Source organism: Aeromicrobium fastidiosum (assembly GCF_017876595.1).
Classification (GTDB): Bacteria; Actinomycetota; Actinomycetes; order Propionibacteriales; family Nocardioidaceae; genus Aeromicrobium; species Aeromicrobium fastidiosum.
This window is the reverse complement of sequence record NZ_JAGIOG010000001.1, coordinates 3008112-3022922: the sequence shown is the minus strand read 5'-3', so window position 1 is coordinate 3022922 and position 14811 is coordinate 3008112. Positions and strand designations below refer to the sequence as shown.

The 14811-nt window shown below is 68.0% G+C and carries 19 protein-coding genes, 1 riboswitch and 1 other annotated feature; of the genes, 13 read left to right on the top strand and 6 right to left on the bottom strand.

Annotated features, from left to right (window positions below):
* Positions 1-6: 6 nt before the first annotated feature.
* Complete coding sequence (locus JOF40_RS15075) at positions 7-624, bottom strand: superoxide dismutase (protein ID WP_188111829.1); 618 nt, start codon at positions 622-624, stop codon at positions 7-9.
* 163 nt (positions 625-787) lie between these two features.
* On the opposite strand from JOF40_RS15075, the gene clsA reads away from it, so the two are divergent.
* The 10 genes from clsA (at position 788) to gcvP (ending at position 9304) form a co-directional block, all read left to right on the top strand.
* Complete coding sequence (clsA, locus tag JOF40_RS15070) at positions 788-1420, top strand: cardiolipin synthase ClsA (protein ID WP_281064829.1); 633 nt, start codon at positions 788-790, stop codon at positions 1418-1420.
* Positions 1421-1422: 2 nt separating this feature from the next.
* Entirely contained in the window at positions 1423-2217 is a 795-nt protein-coding gene (locus JOF40_RS15065; protein ID WP_129184050.1) for a DUF881 domain-containing protein, read from the top strand.
* Positions 2214-2546 carry a small basic family protein gene (locus tag JOF40_RS15060; protein ID WP_129184052.1) on the top strand — a complete coding sequence of 111 codons (333 nt, stop codon included), beginning with the start codon at positions 2214-2216 and terminating at the stop codon, positions 2544-2546. The genes JOF40_RS15065 and JOF40_RS15060 overlap by 4 nt, the downstream gene beginning before the upstream one ends.
* Positions 2539-3273, top strand: coding sequence for a DUF881 domain-containing protein (locus JOF40_RS15055; protein ID WP_129184054.1), 735 nt, complete (start codon positions 2539-2541; stop codon positions 3271-3273). The genes JOF40_RS15060 and JOF40_RS15055 overlap by 8 nt, the downstream gene beginning before the upstream one ends.
* Positions 3274-3308: 35 nt before the next feature.
* A complete protein-coding gene (gcvH, locus tag JOF40_RS15050) occupies positions 3309-3686 on the top strand; it encodes a glycine cleavage system protein GcvH (protein ID WP_129184056.1) in 378 nt (125 codons plus the stop codon).
* A 117-nt stretch (positions 3687-3803) separates the two neighbouring features.
* On the top strand, positions 3804-4301 hold the full coding sequence (locus JOF40_RS15045) for an FHA domain-containing protein (RefSeq protein WP_129184058.1): 498 nt from the start codon (positions 3804-3806) through the stop codon (positions 4299-4301).
* On the top strand, positions 4298-5017 hold the full coding sequence (gene ftsR / locus JOF40_RS15040; RefSeq protein ID WP_129184060.1) for a transcriptional regulator FtsR: 720 nt from the start codon (positions 4298-4300) through the stop codon (positions 5015-5017). The genes JOF40_RS15045 and ftsR overlap by 4 nt, the downstream gene beginning before the upstream one ends.
* A 4-nt stretch (positions 5018-5021) precedes the next feature.
* Positions 5022-5498, top strand: a complete 477-nt coding sequence (locus JOF40_RS15035) for a bifunctional nuclease family protein (protein ID WP_129184061.1) — start codon at positions 5022-5024, stop codon at positions 5496-5498.
* A 163-nt stretch (positions 5499-5661) separates the two neighbouring features.
* Positions 5662-6249 carry a MerR family transcriptional regulator gene (locus JOF40_RS15030; protein ID WP_129184065.1) on the top strand — a complete coding sequence of 196 codons (588 nt, stop codon included), beginning with the start codon at positions 5662-5664 and terminating at the stop codon, positions 6247-6249.
* Positions 6250-6291: 42 nt separating this feature from the next.
* Positions 6292-6380, top strand: a riboswitch (glycine riboswitch).
* A gap of 83 nt (positions 6381-6463) precedes the next feature.
* Complete coding sequence (gcvP, locus tag JOF40_RS15025; protein WP_129184067.1) at positions 6464-9304, top strand: aminomethyl-transferring glycine dehydrogenase; 2841 nt, start codon at positions 6464-6466, stop codon at positions 9302-9304.
* Between the two features lies 1 nt (position 9305).
* On the opposite strand, the gene JOF40_RS15020 is transcribed toward gcvP, so the two are convergent.
* Entirely contained in the window at positions 9306-10055 is a 750-nt protein-coding gene (locus tag JOF40_RS15020; RefSeq protein ID WP_129184069.1) for a serine aminopeptidase domain-containing protein, read from the bottom strand.
* A 126-nt stretch (positions 10056-10181) separates the two neighbouring features.
* Here JOF40_RS15020 and JOF40_RS15015 point away from each other — a divergent pair, with 126 nt between their 5' ends.
* Entirely contained in the window at positions 10182-10598 is a 417-nt protein-coding gene (locus tag JOF40_RS15015; protein ID WP_129184071.1) for a hypothetical protein, read from the top strand.
* Between the two features lie 10 nt (positions 10599-10608).
* Here JOF40_RS15015 and JOF40_RS20385 read toward each other — a convergent pair whose 3' ends face one another.
* On the bottom strand, positions 10609-10821 hold the full coding sequence (locus JOF40_RS20385) for an integrase core domain-containing protein (RefSeq protein WP_188111831.1): 213 nt from the start codon (positions 10819-10821) through the stop codon (positions 10609-10611).
* Between the two features lie 258 nt (positions 10822-11079).
* Positions 11080-12356 (bottom strand): IS3 family transposase gene (locus JOF40_RS15005; protein ID WP_129184073.1). Its coding sequence is split into 2 segments (ribosomal slippage): positions 11080-12083 and positions 12083-12356, totalling 1278 coding nucleotides; the frame shifts between segments, so codons are not numbered across the junction.
* A gap of 86 nt (positions 12357-12442) precedes the next feature.
* Between JOF40_RS15005 and JOF40_RS20035 the strand changes: the two genes are divergently transcribed.
* Positions 12443-12574, top strand: coding sequence for a hypothetical protein (locus JOF40_RS20035; protein ID WP_281064706.1), 132 nt, complete (start codon positions 12443-12445; stop codon positions 12572-12574).
* Positions 12530-12655 (top strand) — a sequence feature (AL1L pseudoknot). Its footprint overlaps the gene before it by 45 nt.
* Positions 12571-13497 carry an IS3 family transposase gene (locus JOF40_RS15000; protein ID WP_129184075.1) on the top strand — a complete coding sequence of 309 codons (927 nt, stop codon included), beginning with the start codon at positions 12571-12573 and terminating at the stop codon, positions 13495-13497. (Overlaps the previous feature by 85 nt.) Before JOF40_RS20035 ends, JOF40_RS15000 begins: the two co-directional genes overlap by 4 nt.
* Positions 13498-13516: 19 nt before the next feature.
* On the opposite strand, the gene JOF40_RS14995 is transcribed toward JOF40_RS15000, so the two are convergent.
* Both JOF40_RS14995 and sigK read right to left on the bottom strand, forming a co-directional pair.
* Complete coding sequence (locus JOF40_RS14995) at positions 13517-14218, bottom strand: anti-sigma factor (protein ID WP_129184077.1); 702 nt, start codon at positions 14216-14218, stop codon at positions 13517-13519.
* The gene (gene sigK / locus JOF40_RS14990) at positions 14215-14811 is read right to left on the bottom strand and encodes an ECF RNA polymerase sigma factor SigK (RefSeq protein WP_129184079.1); all 597 of its coding nucleotides are present in this window, start codon (positions 14809-14811) and stop codon (positions 14215-14217) included. The genes JOF40_RS14995 and sigK overlap by 4 nt, the downstream gene beginning before the upstream one ends.

The following is a 14811-nucleotide window of genomic DNA, read 5'->3' as shown; positions in this document are numbered from 1 at the left end:
ACCGGATCAGAAGATGATCTGGCCGCCGGAGGTCGCTGCGGTGAAGCGCTCCTGGGCGTCGGCCCAGTTGACGATGTTCCACCACGCCTTGACGTAGTCGCCCTTGACGTTGAGGTAGTCGAGGTAGAACGCGTGCTCCCACATGTCGAGCTGCGTGATCGGGATCAGCGTCGCCGGGATGTTGTTCTGCTGGTCGAACAGCTGCACGACGACGAGCTTCTGGCCCAGGGTGTCCCAGGTCAGGATCGCCCAGCCGGAGCCCTGCAGACCGAGCGCCGTGGCCTCGAACTGCGCGCGGAAGGCGTCGAACGAGCCGAAGTCCTGGTCGATCGCCGCGGCGAGCTCGCCGGTCGGCTTGTCGCCGCCCTCGGGCGACAGGTTCTTCCAGAAGATCGAGTGGTTGATGTGACCGCCGAGGTGGAACGCGAGGTTCTTCTCCAGCAGGTTGATGTTGCCGAAGGAGTTCTTGTCGCGGGCCTCCTCGAGCTGCTCGAGGGCCTGGTTGATGCCGGCCACGTAGGCGGCGTGGTGCTTCGAGTGGTGGAGCTCCATGATCTTGCCGGAGATGTGCGGGTCCAGTGCGCCGTAGTCGTACGGCAGATCCGGAAGTGTGTAGACAGCCACGATCCTCCTCGGGATGTGGGGCACGTCGTGCCCCGGGTGATGGGTTGTGTCGTCAGTTTCAACTCTCAGTCTGTCAGTCCTGTTCCCTCGTGCAACGGCGGTGCCCAGCCCGTGGTCACCGCGGCCGTGTCCGCCAGCGTCCGGTCCGGTCCGATGTCCTACGCTGTCTGTGGACAACCGGGGACGACCTTCCCGACGACAGCGGAGAGGAGACCGGCGAGTGGACGAGCGCATCCTCACCGTGCCGAACGCGCTCAGCTTCGTCCGTCTCCTGCTGGTCCCCGTGTTCCTGTGGCTCGTGCTCGGTCCCGAGAAGGACGGCCTGGCACTCCTCGTCCTCATGATCTCCGGCGTCACCGACTACCTCGACGGCAAGCTCGCCCGCTCGCTCAACCAGGCGTCCAAGATCGGCGCGATCCTCGATCCCGTGGCCGACCGCTTCTACATCCTCGCGGTCGTCATCGGCCTGGGCTTCCGCGACATCATCCCGTGGTGGCTCGCGGTCGTCCTGCCCCTGCGCGACGTCTTCCTGTTCAGCCTCGTGCCGTTCCTGCGCACGCGCGGCTACAGCTCGCTGCCGGTCCACTTCCTGGGCAAGGCGGCCACCGCGAGCCTGCTCTACGCGTTCCCGCTGCTGCTGCTCGGCGACTCGACCGGCACCGTGGCCGACCTCGCGAACGTGTTCGGCTGGGCCTTCACGATCTGGGGCGTCGCGCTCTACTGGTGGGGCGGCATCCTGTACGCCTTCCAGGTCAGGCGCCTGCTCGCCACGACGCCCCGAGTGGTCCGGGCCTGACGATGGCCGCACCGCAGGTGCCCGAGCAGGTCGACGGGCTGCTCGAGAAGATCGCCGACACCGCGCTCGACGACGACTACTACGTCGTCCGGTCGGGCCCGTACGAACAGTCGCGCGAGTTCAACACCGTGCTGACGGGCGTCGTGCTGGCGGTGTTCGCGCTGCTCGTGGCGATCGCCGCGATCCAGACCCGCACGGACCGCCCCGCGACGGAGCGCGAACGGGCGACGCTCATCAGCGACATCGACGCCCGCAAGGCGCTGCTGGCCGGCCGCGAGTCCGCGGCCGCGCGACTGCGCACCCAGGTCGACGAGCTGACGTCGTCCGTCGTGGGGTTCGACGCGGAGTACGAGGAGATGCGGCTGCTGGCCTCTGCCCGGCCGGCGACGGGACCGGGCCTGCGGGTCACGGTGAGCCCCGGTCCGGGCCCACGGGGCGACGTGACCGACAGCGACCTGCAGGTCCTGGTGAATACCTTCTGGTACGCCGGGGCGGAGGCCGTCTCGGTCAACGGCAAGCGCATCGGGTCGCTGACCTCCGTCCACGAGGCGGGCGGCGTCATCAAGGTCAACTACCAGCCGATCGGCCCACCGTTCGAGCTGGTCGTCCTGGGTGACTCCGACGCCCTCGAGGAGCGGTTCGAGCAGACCGGCGTGCGGCGCGACTGGCTCACGCGCGAGAAGAACTCCGGCGTGCTGTTCGACGTGACAGGATCGGACGACCTGACGGTCGAGGCCACGCCGAAGGCACGGCTCGCCATCAAGCACGCCACCGCGATCGAGGAGGGGGACGCATGATCCCGGTCATCGGCCTCGTGGTCGGCATCGCCGCTGGCCTGCTGCTGCAGCCGACCGTGCCGACCGCGCTGCAGCCCTACCTGCCGATCGCGATCGTCGCGGCGCTCGACGCCGTCGTGGGTGCCCTGCGGGCGCTGGGCGAACGACGGTTCAACGACCGCGTCTTCGTGGTGTCGTTCATCTCCAACGTCCTGATCGCCGCCTTCATGGTCTACCTGGGCGACCAGCTGGGCGTCGGATCGCAGCTGTCCACCGGTGTCGTGGTCGTCCTGGGCATCCGCATCTTCGCCAACGCCGCCGCCATCCGTCGCAGGATCTTCCATGCCTGAGACCGACGCCCCCGACCCGCTCGAGCACCCCCAGGGATGGCGCGACCTGCTGCGCCCGCGAGCGACGCAGCTCGTCGTGGCCGTGCTGATCGGAGCCCTCGCGTTCGCGATCACGGTGCAGGTCAACGACGACGACAGCGACGACTACGCAGGCGTCCGCGGCGACGAGCTGGTCGAGCTGCTCAAGTCGCTCGATGTCGCCAACGAGCGGCTCAGCGCGCAGATCGACGACCTCACCACGACCCGCGACGGCCTGCTCAGCAGCACACGCCGCTCGGAACGGGCCGAGGCGCAGGCCAAGGTCCGCGCCGAGCAGCTGGCGATCCTGGCCGGGACGGCCGGTGCCACGGGCCCCGGCATCGAGCTGGTCATCCGTGACCCCGACAAGAACATCGACGCTCCTGCGCTGCTCGACGCGATCGAGGAGCTGCGCGACGCCGGGGCCGAGGCCATCGCGATCAACGGCGTCGCCCGCGTCGTGGCGCAGACCTACTTCCTCGACGACGACGGCCAGGTACGGGTGGGCGGACGCGAGATCAAGCGGCCCTACCGCATCGAGGCGATCGGCGACGCCGACGGTCTCGCGGAGGCGGTAGGCTTTCGCGGCGGACTCGTCGACAGGGTCGCCACCCGCGGTGGATCCGCCACGGTGACCAAGCAGAAGAAGGTCACGATCACCGCGTTGGCCGACGTCAAGAGCCCCGAGTACGCTCGACCAACATCCTGACCCGCCCCGTTTTCGTGACTGCTGAGGAGCACACGGTGATTCCTGAGGACCTGTACTACAGCGAAGAGCACGAGTGGGTGCGTCTCGACGACGACATCGCCACCGTCGGCATCACCGACTTCGCGCAGGACCAGCTCGGCGACATCGTCTACGTCGAGCTGCCCGCCGTCGGCGACCGCGTCGAGGCCGGATCGGTCGTCGGCGAGCTCGAGTCGACCAAGTCGGTCAGCGACATCTTCTCGCCGCTCAGCGGCGAGGTCGTGGCCCGCAACGACGCGCTCGACGGCGGCCCCGAGGTCATCAACTCCGATCCCTACGGCGAGGGTTGGCTGATCAAGCTGCGCCCCTCCGAGGACGATCCCGCCGCATCGCTGCTCGAGGCCGAGGCCTACGCCGCGCTGACGTCCAGCTGATCGTCTCCCGACCCCGGGCAGGGTCCGCAAACCCTCGGTGGCGGACCCTGCCCGGGTGCTAGGTTGGACATCACGTACCGCCCCCACCGAGGTCGACCGCACACAGGAGTGACGCCGATGTCAACGCCGGACCACGAGCCCGACGCCGTTCCGTCCGAACCGCGCACGACCGAGTCCGCTCCCGTTCATCAGACCGATGCCGTCTCCGACCACACGACCCACATCCCGATCCTCGACGCCGACACCGAGGAGATGACGGCGTCCGACGTCTCGGCGGTCGAGAACCTGCCGGCCGGAAGCGCGATGCTCCTGGTGCAGCGCGGGCCTGACTCGGGTGCCCGCTTCCTGCTCGACAGCGACAGCGTCTCGGTGGGTCGTCATCCCGACAGCGACATCTTCCTCGACGACATCAGCGTCTCGCGGCGCCACGGCACGTTCACCCGCAGCTCCGCCGGCGCGGGCGGTTACACCGTGACCGACCTCGGCAGCCTCAACGGCACGTACGTCAATCGCGACCGCATCGACAGCGAGATCACCCTGTCGGGTGGCGACGAGGTGCAGATCGGCAAGTACCGGCTGATCTACTTCGCCGGAGCACTGAAAGCCGCCGAATGACCCAGCCGCTCCCGGAGCTCTCGCGGCTCGGTATCGGCAAGGTGCTCGACGAGCTCCTGCCGGAGTTCCCCGACCTGACGATCACCAAGATCCGCTACCTGGAGTCCGAGGGCCTGCTCGAGCCCGAGCGCACCCCGTCGGGCTACCGCAAGTTCTCGTTCGACGACGTCGAGCGTCTACGGTTCATCCTGCGGCAGCAGCGCGACAAGTTCTGGCCGCTCAGCCACATCCGCCAGGTGCTCGACGACATGGACCGTGGCGTCGTCCCCGACACCACGCAGGGGCCGACGGCGCGGGTACCGCACCTGAGCCTGGCCGACGACGGGCTGCCGACGGCCGAGACGTTCCTCGAGAAGTCGGGCACCCTGCGCCTGTCGCGTGCCGAGCTGCTCGAGGCGGCCGGCATCGACGGTGCCACGCTCGACGCGATCGAGGAGTTCGGGCTGATCCCGCGCCGGCCCACGCAGACGTACTACGACGCGACGGCGCTGCAGATCGCGTCGATCGTGGGGGAGTTCTCCCACCTGGGTCTCGAGCCGCGCCACCTGCGCCAGTTCGGGGCGGCCGCCGACCGCGAGGTCGCGCTGTTCGACCAGGTCGTCTCGCCGCGGTCGCGTCAGCTCGACAAGGAGGCCGCCGAGCGCACCGTCGCCAGCCTCGCCGCCCTGTCGGTGCGGTTCCAGTCGGTCCTGGTCAGAAGTCGATTGCGCGGCTGACCGCATGCGCGAGGTCGAGGTCGTGGGCGTCCGCGTCGAGCAGCCGACCAACCAGCCGCTCGTCCTGCTCCGCGAGGCCGAGGGCGTCCGGTACCTGCCGATCTGGATCGGCGCGGTCGAGGCGTCCGCCATCGCCTACGCGCAGCAGGGCACCCCGACGGTGCGGCCGTTGACGCACGAGCTGATGCAGCACGTCATCGAGTCGCTCGGCGACGAGCTCGACGAGGTGCGCATCGTCGACGTGCAGGAGGGCACGTTCTACGCCGTGCTCGTGTTCGCCTCCGGTGCCGAGGTCTCGGCGCGGCCGTCCGACTCGATCGCCCTGGCGCTGCGGTCGGGCGCGCGCATCGTGTGCGCCGAGGACGTGCTCGACGAGGCGGGCATCGTCTCGTCCGACGACGACACTGCCGACGAGGACGACGAGATCGAGAAGTTCCGCGAGTTCCTCGACGAGGTCACGCCGGAGCAGTTCGACCAGTAACCCTCAACCCTCACGTCAAGGTTGAGAATCCGTCCGTCGCGACACGCCCTCGGTCGTTGACCGGCCCAACTCTCATCTCTACCTTGAGAGTGCTGCCGAAGGTACACGGATGTAGTTCCGTGGCGGTAGTCTTCCCCCACACCAGCTTTGGAAGGCATCCCGGATGATCGAGTCGCACGACAACGACACCACCGCCACCCGGCACGAGGCAGCCGCCGAGGCGAGTGACCAGGGTCTGCTCTTCAACGACGACGTGTCGCCGCTCCCCGTCGACGAGGGCTTCCGCGGCCCCACGGCGTGCAGCGCCGCCGGCATCACGTACCGCCAGCTCGACTACTGGGCACGCACCAAGCTCGTCGAGCCGACCGTCCGCTCGGCCACCGGCTCCGGCACCCAGCGCCTGTACTCGTTCAAGGACATCCTGCTCCTCAAGATCATCAAGCGACTGCTCGACGCGGGCGTCTCGCTGCAGCAGATCCGTGTCGCGATCGACCACCTGCGCGTGCGGGGCACCGACGACCTGACCCAGGTCACGCTGATGAGCGACGGTGCCAGCGTCTACGAGTGCCGCTCGGCCGACGAGGTCATCGACCTGCTGCAGGGCGGCCAAGGTGTCTTCGGCATCGCCATCGGCGGTGTCTGGAAGGAGATCGAGGGCTCGCTGCACGAGCTGCCCAGCGAGCGTGCCGTCGAGATCTCCACGGCCGACGACGAGCTCGCCGCTCGCCGCCGCGCCCGCATGTCGTCCTGACCGCACGATCGTCGGTCGGCCTTGGTAGGCTGACGTCGCTGTCGATCGCGCGTGGGAGAGCTCGCCCAGGCGACGCCGAAGGGGCAATTCCTCCCCGGAACCTCTCAGGCACCAAGGACCACGCGTTCGAGGCAATTCTGGAGCTCCGTCCCTCACCGGGCGCGTGACAGAAGGGGAGGCGTCGTCCACCACGCCTCTACCCTCGGAGCTCCCCGTGCCTGATCAGACCGCGCCTCATGCTTTCGTCGGCCGCCACATCGGCCCGACCGCGTCCGACCAGGACGCCATGGTGCGCCGGGTCGGCTACGAATCGCTCGACGCACTCATGCAGGCGGCCGTGCCCTCGAGCATCCGCAGCACCTCACCCCTTAACCTTCCGGCTGCTCGCACCGAGACCGAGGCGCTCGCGACGCTGCGGGCCCTGGCCGATCGCAACAACCCCGGTGTGGCCATGATCGGTCTCGGCTACCACCCGACCGTCACGCCCGCGGTGATCCGCCGCAACGTGCTGGAGGACCCTTCCTGGTACACGGCCTACACGCCCTACCAGCCGGAGATCTCGCAAGGACGCCTCGAGGCGCTGATCAACTTCCAGACGCTGATCTCCGACCTGACGGGCCTGCCGACCGCCAACTCGTCGCTGCTCGACGAGGGCACTGCCGTCGCCGAGGCCATGACGCTGATCCGGCGCGCCACCAAGGGCAAGGACGCGCTGCCGATCGTCATCGACGCGGGGCTCCTTCCGCAGACGCTGGCGGTGACGCACACGCGCGCCGAGGCGCTCGGCATCGAGCTGCTCGAGGTCGACCTGGCCGGTGGCGTCCCCGACGTCGAGGCTGCGGGCATCATCGTGGCCTACCCCCGCGCCGACGGGGGCATCGTCGACCCGCGTCCGGCCATCGAGGCGGCCCACGCGGCCGGTGGGCTCGCGGTCGTCGTGGCCGATCCGCTCGCGCTGGTACTGCTGGAGTCGCCCGGGTCGTTGGGTGCCGACGTGGTCGTCGGCTCGAGCCAGCGGTTCGGCGTGCCGATGTTCTACGGTGGACCCCATGCTGGCTTCATGGCCGTGCGCGCGGGCCTCGAGCGTCACCTGCCCGGACGCCTCGTGGGCGTCTCGGTCGACAGCGCGGGACGTCCCGCCTACCGGCTCGCGCTCCAGACCCGCGAGCAGCACATCCGTCGTGAGAAGGCGACGTCCAACATCTGCACGGCACAGGTGCTGCTGGCCGTCGCGGCGTCGATGTACGCGGTCTACCACGGCCCGGCAGGTCTGCGCGGCATCGCCGGTGACGTGCACCGCAAGGCCGTCGCCCTGGCCGGTGGGCTGCGCGGTGCCGGCATCGAGCTGGTCTCCGACTCGTTCTTCGACACTCTGGTGGCCGTCGTCCCCGGTCGCGCCGTCGACATCGTCTCGAAGGCGCGGGAGATCGGCATCCACCTGCGTCTCGTCGACGCCGACCACGTCGGTGTCTCGACCAACGAGGCCACGACGGCCGAGCACGTCGAGGCCGTGCTGGGCGCGTTCGACGCCGCAGACCCCGACTGGACGGCTGACGACACGTCGCTGCCGGCCGACCTGCTGCGCTCCGGCGAGATCCTGACGCACCCGGTGTTCCACGAGCACCGCAGCGAGACGCAGATGCTGCGCTACCTCAAGAAGCTGAGCGACCGCGACTACGCGCTCGACCGGGGCATGATCCCGCTGGGCTCGTGCACCATGAAGCTCAACGCGACCGCCGAGATGGAGCCCATCAGCTGGCCCGGATTCGCCGACCTGCACCCCTTCGTGCCGGCCGACGACGCCGCGGGCATGATCGAGCTCGTCGAGACGCTGGAGGGGTGGCTCGCCGAGGTGACCGGCTACGCCGGCGTCTCGATCCAGCCGAATGCCGGCTCGCAGGGCGAGTTCGCCGGACTGCTGGCGATCCGCGGCTACCACCGCAGCCGCGGCGACGAGCACCGCACGGTGTGCCTGATCCCCAGCTCGGCGCACGGCACGAACGCCGCCTCAGCGGTCATGGCCGGCATGCGGGTCGTCATCGTCACGTCGACCGACCAGGGCGAGGTCGACCTCGACGACCTGCGCGCCCAGTGCGAGGCGCACGCCGACGACCTCGCCGCCATCATGGTGACGTACCCGTCGACGCACGGCGTCTACGAGCACGGCATCACCGAGCTGTGCGACATCGTGCACGCGCACGGCGGCCAGGTGTACGTCGACGGTGCCAACCTCAACGCCCTGCTGGGCCACGCCCAGCCCGGCGTCTTCGGTGGCGACGTGTCGCACCTCAACCTGCACAAGACGTTCTGCATCCCGCACGGCGGTGGCGGACCCGGCGTCGGCCCGGTCGCGGTCGCCGAGCACCTCGTGCCGTTCCTGCCGACCCACCCGCTACACCCCGTCGAGAGCAAGCGCGAGGGCGTCGGCGCGATCAGCGCAGCACCCTACGGATCGGCCGGCATCCTGCCCATCCCGTACGCGTACGTCGCGATGATGGGTGCCGAGGGACTGACCGACGCCACGTCGGTGGCCGTCCTGTCGGCCAACTACATCGCCAAGCGGCTCGAGAGCGCGTTCCCCGTGCTCTACAGCGGCGAGGGCGAGCTCGTGGCCCACGAGTGCATCCTCGACCTGCGGCCGCTGACCAAGGCCGCTGGGCTGAGCATCGACGACGTCGCCAAGCGGCTCATCGACTACGGCTTCCACGCCCCGACTATGAGCTTCCCCGTGCCGGGCACGCTGATGGTCGAGCCGACGGAGTCCGAGGACCTCGCCGAGCTCGACCGGTTCTGCGACGCGATGCTGGCGATCCGCTCCGAGATCGACCAGGTCGTCGCAGGGGAGTGGCCCGACGGCGACAACCCTCTCGTCCACGCTCCCCACACGATGCGCACCCTGCTCGACTGGCAGCACGCCTACGACATCGGCACCGGCGCGTTCCCCGCCGGCACGACCGACGACAAGTACTGGCCGCCGGTCGGACGCATCGACCAGGCGTACGGCGACCGCAACCTGTCCTGCTCGTGCCCGCCGATCGAGGCGTTCGCGGAATAACTCAGCTCGCGGCGGTGGCCCACCACTCGACGATGCGATCCACCACGGGCCCGGGGGTCTTGACCCACCGGACGTGGTGGGTCGTGCCGCCCTCGGGTGCTGCGTCCCTGGTGTAGACCCACCGGGTGACCGCCGCAGGGTCGATCATCATCTCGGTGAAAACCTTGTTGGAGGCCGACACGGCGTAGGCGTCGCCCTGCAGCTGCACGACGAGCGTCGGCGACGTGATGCGGTGGGGCACGTCGAACGGCGGACGTCCGGACCGGACGAAACGGGCCCACTCGCGCATCAGGGTCTGCGCGCCCGGTGCCCCGAAGAACGGCTTCGGCAGGTAGCCGCGCAGCCGTGTGACGACGGGGACGCTCACCCCCATGGCCAACACCCCCAGCCCGCCGTAGGGGTACGACCTGAAGTGCGGCACCGACGCACCGACCGTGATGAACCCGTCGGCCGGCGGGTGGTGGATCTGGTGACCCGCGACGAGCTGGGCTCCGAGGCTGTGGCCGAGCAGGATGACGGGGCGGTCGGGCTGCTCGGCGCGCGCGGCCGCGACGGCGTCCGCGATCGCCTGGATCTCGGAGCCGTAGCTCCAGTCGGCCGAGCGTGACGCGATCGGCTTGCCCCGCTCGAAGCCGCGGGTGGGCAGGGCACGTGCCTGCCAGCCTCGCGACTCGATCTCGGCGACGAGGGGCCGATAGAACCCCGACGGGACGGCCATCGCAGCCGCGATCAGTACGACGGGTTCGGCCATGCGGACATCATGGCGCCACTACGATCATCGACATGACGGGGGCGCAGGCAGACGCATCGCCTACCGTGAACGGCTTCTGTTGCAATAGCATCAGTCGACATCTGCGAACACCTAAAGGAGTCTTACATGCGTCTCAAATTGACCACGGCTATTGCCGCATTGCTAGTTTCGCTCGGTGTGGTCGCGACCACACCGACGTCGGCCGTCGCCTCTGGGGGCGACTTGTCTTGTCGGATCAGTGCGGTTGATGACTATGCCAACTACTTTCAGCGCTCGCGCACTTACATGAGTTCGCACCGCAGCACCTACAGCTGGAAGCGCTACTTGCCCGAAGTCAACTCGGCCTACTACGTCGCAAATTGCTTCGTTGGAGGCGGAGCAACTGCTATCCGGTCGTCTCAGCAACGATTCAACAGTTACTACTCTGGACAGCGGTGGTCGGATGGTATTGCTGAGCTCGACTACATGATCAAGGCTCTTAGGCAGGTCGTGAGGGCCTACTACGATTCGGATGCCAATGGCTGTAAAATCTTCCAATGCTAAACCTGCCTGACTAGGTGTATTGCAGCCGCAGGCAGGTTGAGCGGCTGATGTCTGCGGCTTTCGCAGTGTGGACCCGGCGGCCATCGTAGCGACGAATCCAGGCTGGCAGGGCTGCTCGGCTGGCTAACTCGCTGTTGCAGTGACGGTTGAAGACGCAGCGGGCAGCGAGCGTGCGGTTGAACCGTTCGATCTTGCCGTGACCTGCCCCGGCTTTCCCGGACACCAACGTTGGAGCGAGAATTGCTCCGAGTGATTCGGCCTGGGTTTAGTTCCGACTTTTAAGTCAGGATGGGACCACGATGCCGAAGAAATTTGAACCCGAGATGCGCGAGCGCGCGTTGCGGATGCTTGCCGAGGCGATGCCGGAGCACAAGAACAAGTCAGCGGCTGTCCGTCATGTCGCTGGGCTGTTGGGGATGAGCCCGGAGACGTTGCGGACCTGGGCTCGCCGGATTGAAGCGCCCCAGCTTCTCTGCCGCTCCTATGCGGGTTGCGGCTCTCGGTTGAGGGTCGCGTAGTGGGCTTGCTCGAACTCGATGGGTGGAACGTTACCGAGGGTGCTGTGCAGGCGTCGGTTGTTGTACCAGTCGACCCAGCCGGCGGTCGCGAATTCGACGTCTCCGATCGTCCGATACGGGCCCTCGTGGAAGACCGTGGTGCGGATGCATTCGGCTTTGTAGAGGCCGTTGATGGTCTCCATGAGGGCGTTGTCGTATGCGTCGCCGACAGACCCGATCGAGGGGCTGATGCCCTCCAGGGCGAGGTGCTCGGTCAGCAGAATCGATGTGTATTGCGACCCGGCGTCCGAGTGGTGAATCAACTCGCCGGCGACGGCTGGTCGCCCTTCGCGGCCTCGTTCCCACAGCGCCATCCGCAGCGGAACCATGACCAGCTCGGTCTCCTTGGACGTCGAGGCATGCCACGCCACGATCCGTTGGGCGAAGACGTCCACGATGAACGCGACATAGACCCACCCAGCCCAGGTGCGGCAGTAGGTGAAGCCTGTGACCCAGACGCGGTTCGGGGCCGGCGCGGTGAAGTCACGGTCCAGCAGGTCGCCAGCCCATTTGCCGTCCTTGGACGGGATCGTGGTCCGGATCCCTTTGTCCCTGCGAACACCGGACAAACCCAGGGTCCGCATCGCCCGATCGACCGACCCAGCGCTCGCACCGGGAGCGGTGGTCCGGCGCAGATGGGCGGTCATCTTGCGCCGCCCATACAGACCTTCGGGAGCCAGTTTGCGTCGGCCGTGGACGTCGATGCTCCACGCAGCAGCACGGACGGCGTCGACGACACGGGCGTCGCTGACAGTGCGGTCTGACGGGCCGCTGACGCACCACGACCGATAGGTTCTCGCGGCGATCTGGCAGCCCTGCTCACGCAGGACCCGGCAGATCGACTCGACCGCGTGACCTTCGGACCTCATCGTGTCGATGAATCCGGCCATCATCGGTTGCGGGGGTCGAGTCCCCCCGCGAAGAAAGACGTCGCTGCTTTCAGGATCGCGACGTCTTCACGCAGCCGCCGATTCTCGGCCTTCAGCCTCTTGATCTCGGCCAGCTCTTCGGACGTGACACCGCCGCGCTGACCGCCGTCGATCTGGGCCTGCACGACCCACCTGCGGACGGTCTCGCGGCCGACACCGACCTGCTTAGCGACCGCGGCTGACGCCGCCGTCAGCGACGGATACTCGCCGAGATGATCACTGACCAGCCGCACGGCTCTGGCCTGAACCTCGGGATCAATCTTCTTGGGCATGTGCTCATCCTTTCAACTCAAAAGGATGCGGCATCAAACCTGGGGCGCTTCACCGGATCGAGGTTGATCAAGGCCGAACGCCGGGCGTGAAGACCGACGTGATCGAGGAGAACCGGCAGTTGAGGCGGCAGGTCGCCGAGCTGCGCAAGGCCAACGAGGTCCTCAAAGCTGCGAGCATATTTTTCGCCAAGGAGCTCGACCGGCCCACGACGAGATGATCCGGTTCATCGACGAACACCGTGATCAGTTCGGGGTCGAGCTCATCTGCCGGGCCTTGCGTCCGGCGGTGCGTGGCTTCATCACCTCCCGTGGCTACCGAGCCGCGAAGACCAGGCCGCCCTCGGCGCGACGGTTGTCCGATGACCTGCTCGTGCCCGAAGTCGCGAGGCTTCATGCGGAGAACTACGGCGTCTACGGGCGTCGCAAGATGCACGCACTGATGCGTCGCCAAGGCTGGGACATCGGTCGCGATCAGACCGAGCGTCTGATGCGGGCCGCCGGTGTTCGCGGTGTGAAGCGGTCGAAGAGGACTTTCACATCCAAGCGCGACCCGGCAACACCCTTGCCGGCCGATCTGGTCCAGCGCAGGTTCACCGCCGACGCCCCACGGCGGCTCTGGGTCGCCGACATCACCTACGTCGCGACCTGGTCCGGGTTCGCCTACGTCGCGTTCGTCACCGACGTCTACTCGCGGCGGATCGTGGGCTGGAACGTCGCGGCGACCTTGCGGGCCGACATCCTGCCGCTGCAGGCGCTCAACATGGCCGCCTGGGCAGCCGACGGCGACCTGGATCGGCTGGTCCATCACGCCGACCACGGCTCGAACTACCTGGCGGTCGTCTATACCGATCGGATCGCTGAGCTCGGCGCGAAACCCTCGACCGGGACCGTCGGTGACAGCTACGACAACGCCCTCGCCGAGGCCGTCAACGGGCTCTACAAGACCGAGCTGATCCGCCAACGCGGGCCTTGGCGGAGCGTTGAGCAGGTCGAGCTCGCCACCCTCGAATACGTCTGGTGGTGGAACAACGCCCGCCTCCACGGCGAGCTCGGCATGCGCACTCCGTTCGAGGTCGAGACCGAGTACTACGCTGCCCAAGAACCGATCCTGCCGGCGACCGCCGGACAGGAAACCACCTAGGAACTAAACCCAGGCCGAATCAGACCGCGATGGTCGCGACCGGTGCCGAGGTGGGCTGCTTCGATCCGCCCGCGGGCTCGACAGTGACGGCGACGCGGTCGGCTCCGGCCACGCCCTTCATGATCATCTGGCCGTTGGTGTGGAACGTCCCCTGTGAGGTCGGACCAGACTTGTCGATCATCCAGACCTGGTAGACCTTGCCGGCACCGGGCGAGTGCAGACCCTTGGCGATGATGACGGCCGAGTCGGCAGTGGCGGACGAGTAGAGCTTGACGCTGCCGCCGGTGTCGAACGACTTGGCCTGCGTCGAGACGTCGTCGGCCGACAGCACCGACGAGATCGCGACATTCTGGTCGTGCTCCTGCGTGGCGTTCTGGCGCTCGACAACATATCCACCGGCACCGACGGCACCGATCAGGAAGGCGGCTGCCACGGCGAGGCGCGGCAGGGTGCGGCGCAGCGAACGGCGCTCGGCCAGCGACGACACGATCGGGCGCTGCTGCGGCGTCGTGCTGATCTCGGCCAGCAGTCGGTCGCGCAGTGCCGGGGGCGGGGTGTGGCTGACGGCGTCGCCGAGGCGGACGGCCGTGGCCATGAACCCGGCGATCTCGACCTGGCAGTCGACGCACTGGTCGAGGTGCGCCTCGAACCGATCGCGCTCATCGGGGTCGAGGGCGTCCAGGGCGTACGGTGCCATCAGTGAGTGCAGGTCGATGCTCATGCGGTCACTCCCATGCAGTCTCGGAGGCGGACGATCCCGTCGCGCATGCGCGTCTTGATCGTGGCGGTGTTGGCGTCGAGCGCGGCAGCGACCTCGGCGTAGGTGTAGCCCTGGTAGTAGGCCAGGTTGACTGCTTCGCGCTGCAGCTCGGTCAGACCGTCCAGGCAGCGCTTGACCTGCTCGTGCTCGAGCGTGATGGTCACGGTCTCCTCGACCTCGTCGAAGTCGGGCCCGCTCGACCAGTCGTACTTGTTCTCGCGGTTCGTGGCCGCCTGGTCGTGGCGGACGGCGTCGACGGCGCGGCGATGGGCCAGCGTCAGGCACCAGCTCTTGGCGTTGCCGCGAGCCGGGTCGAAGCGCGCCGCGGACTGCCACACCTGGATGAAGACCTCCTGGGCGACCTCCTCGGCACGGGCCGGATCGCGGATGACGCGCCGGGCGAGTCCGAAGACCGCCGATCCGAGCGCGTCGTACACCTCGGCGAACGCGTTCTCGTCGCCCCGGCCAACGCGCACCAGGAGCTCGTTGAGGTCAGGTGCAGCATCGTGCTCGGGCATGGCGGCGAGCTTGAGCTGCGCAGCGGATGCTGACAT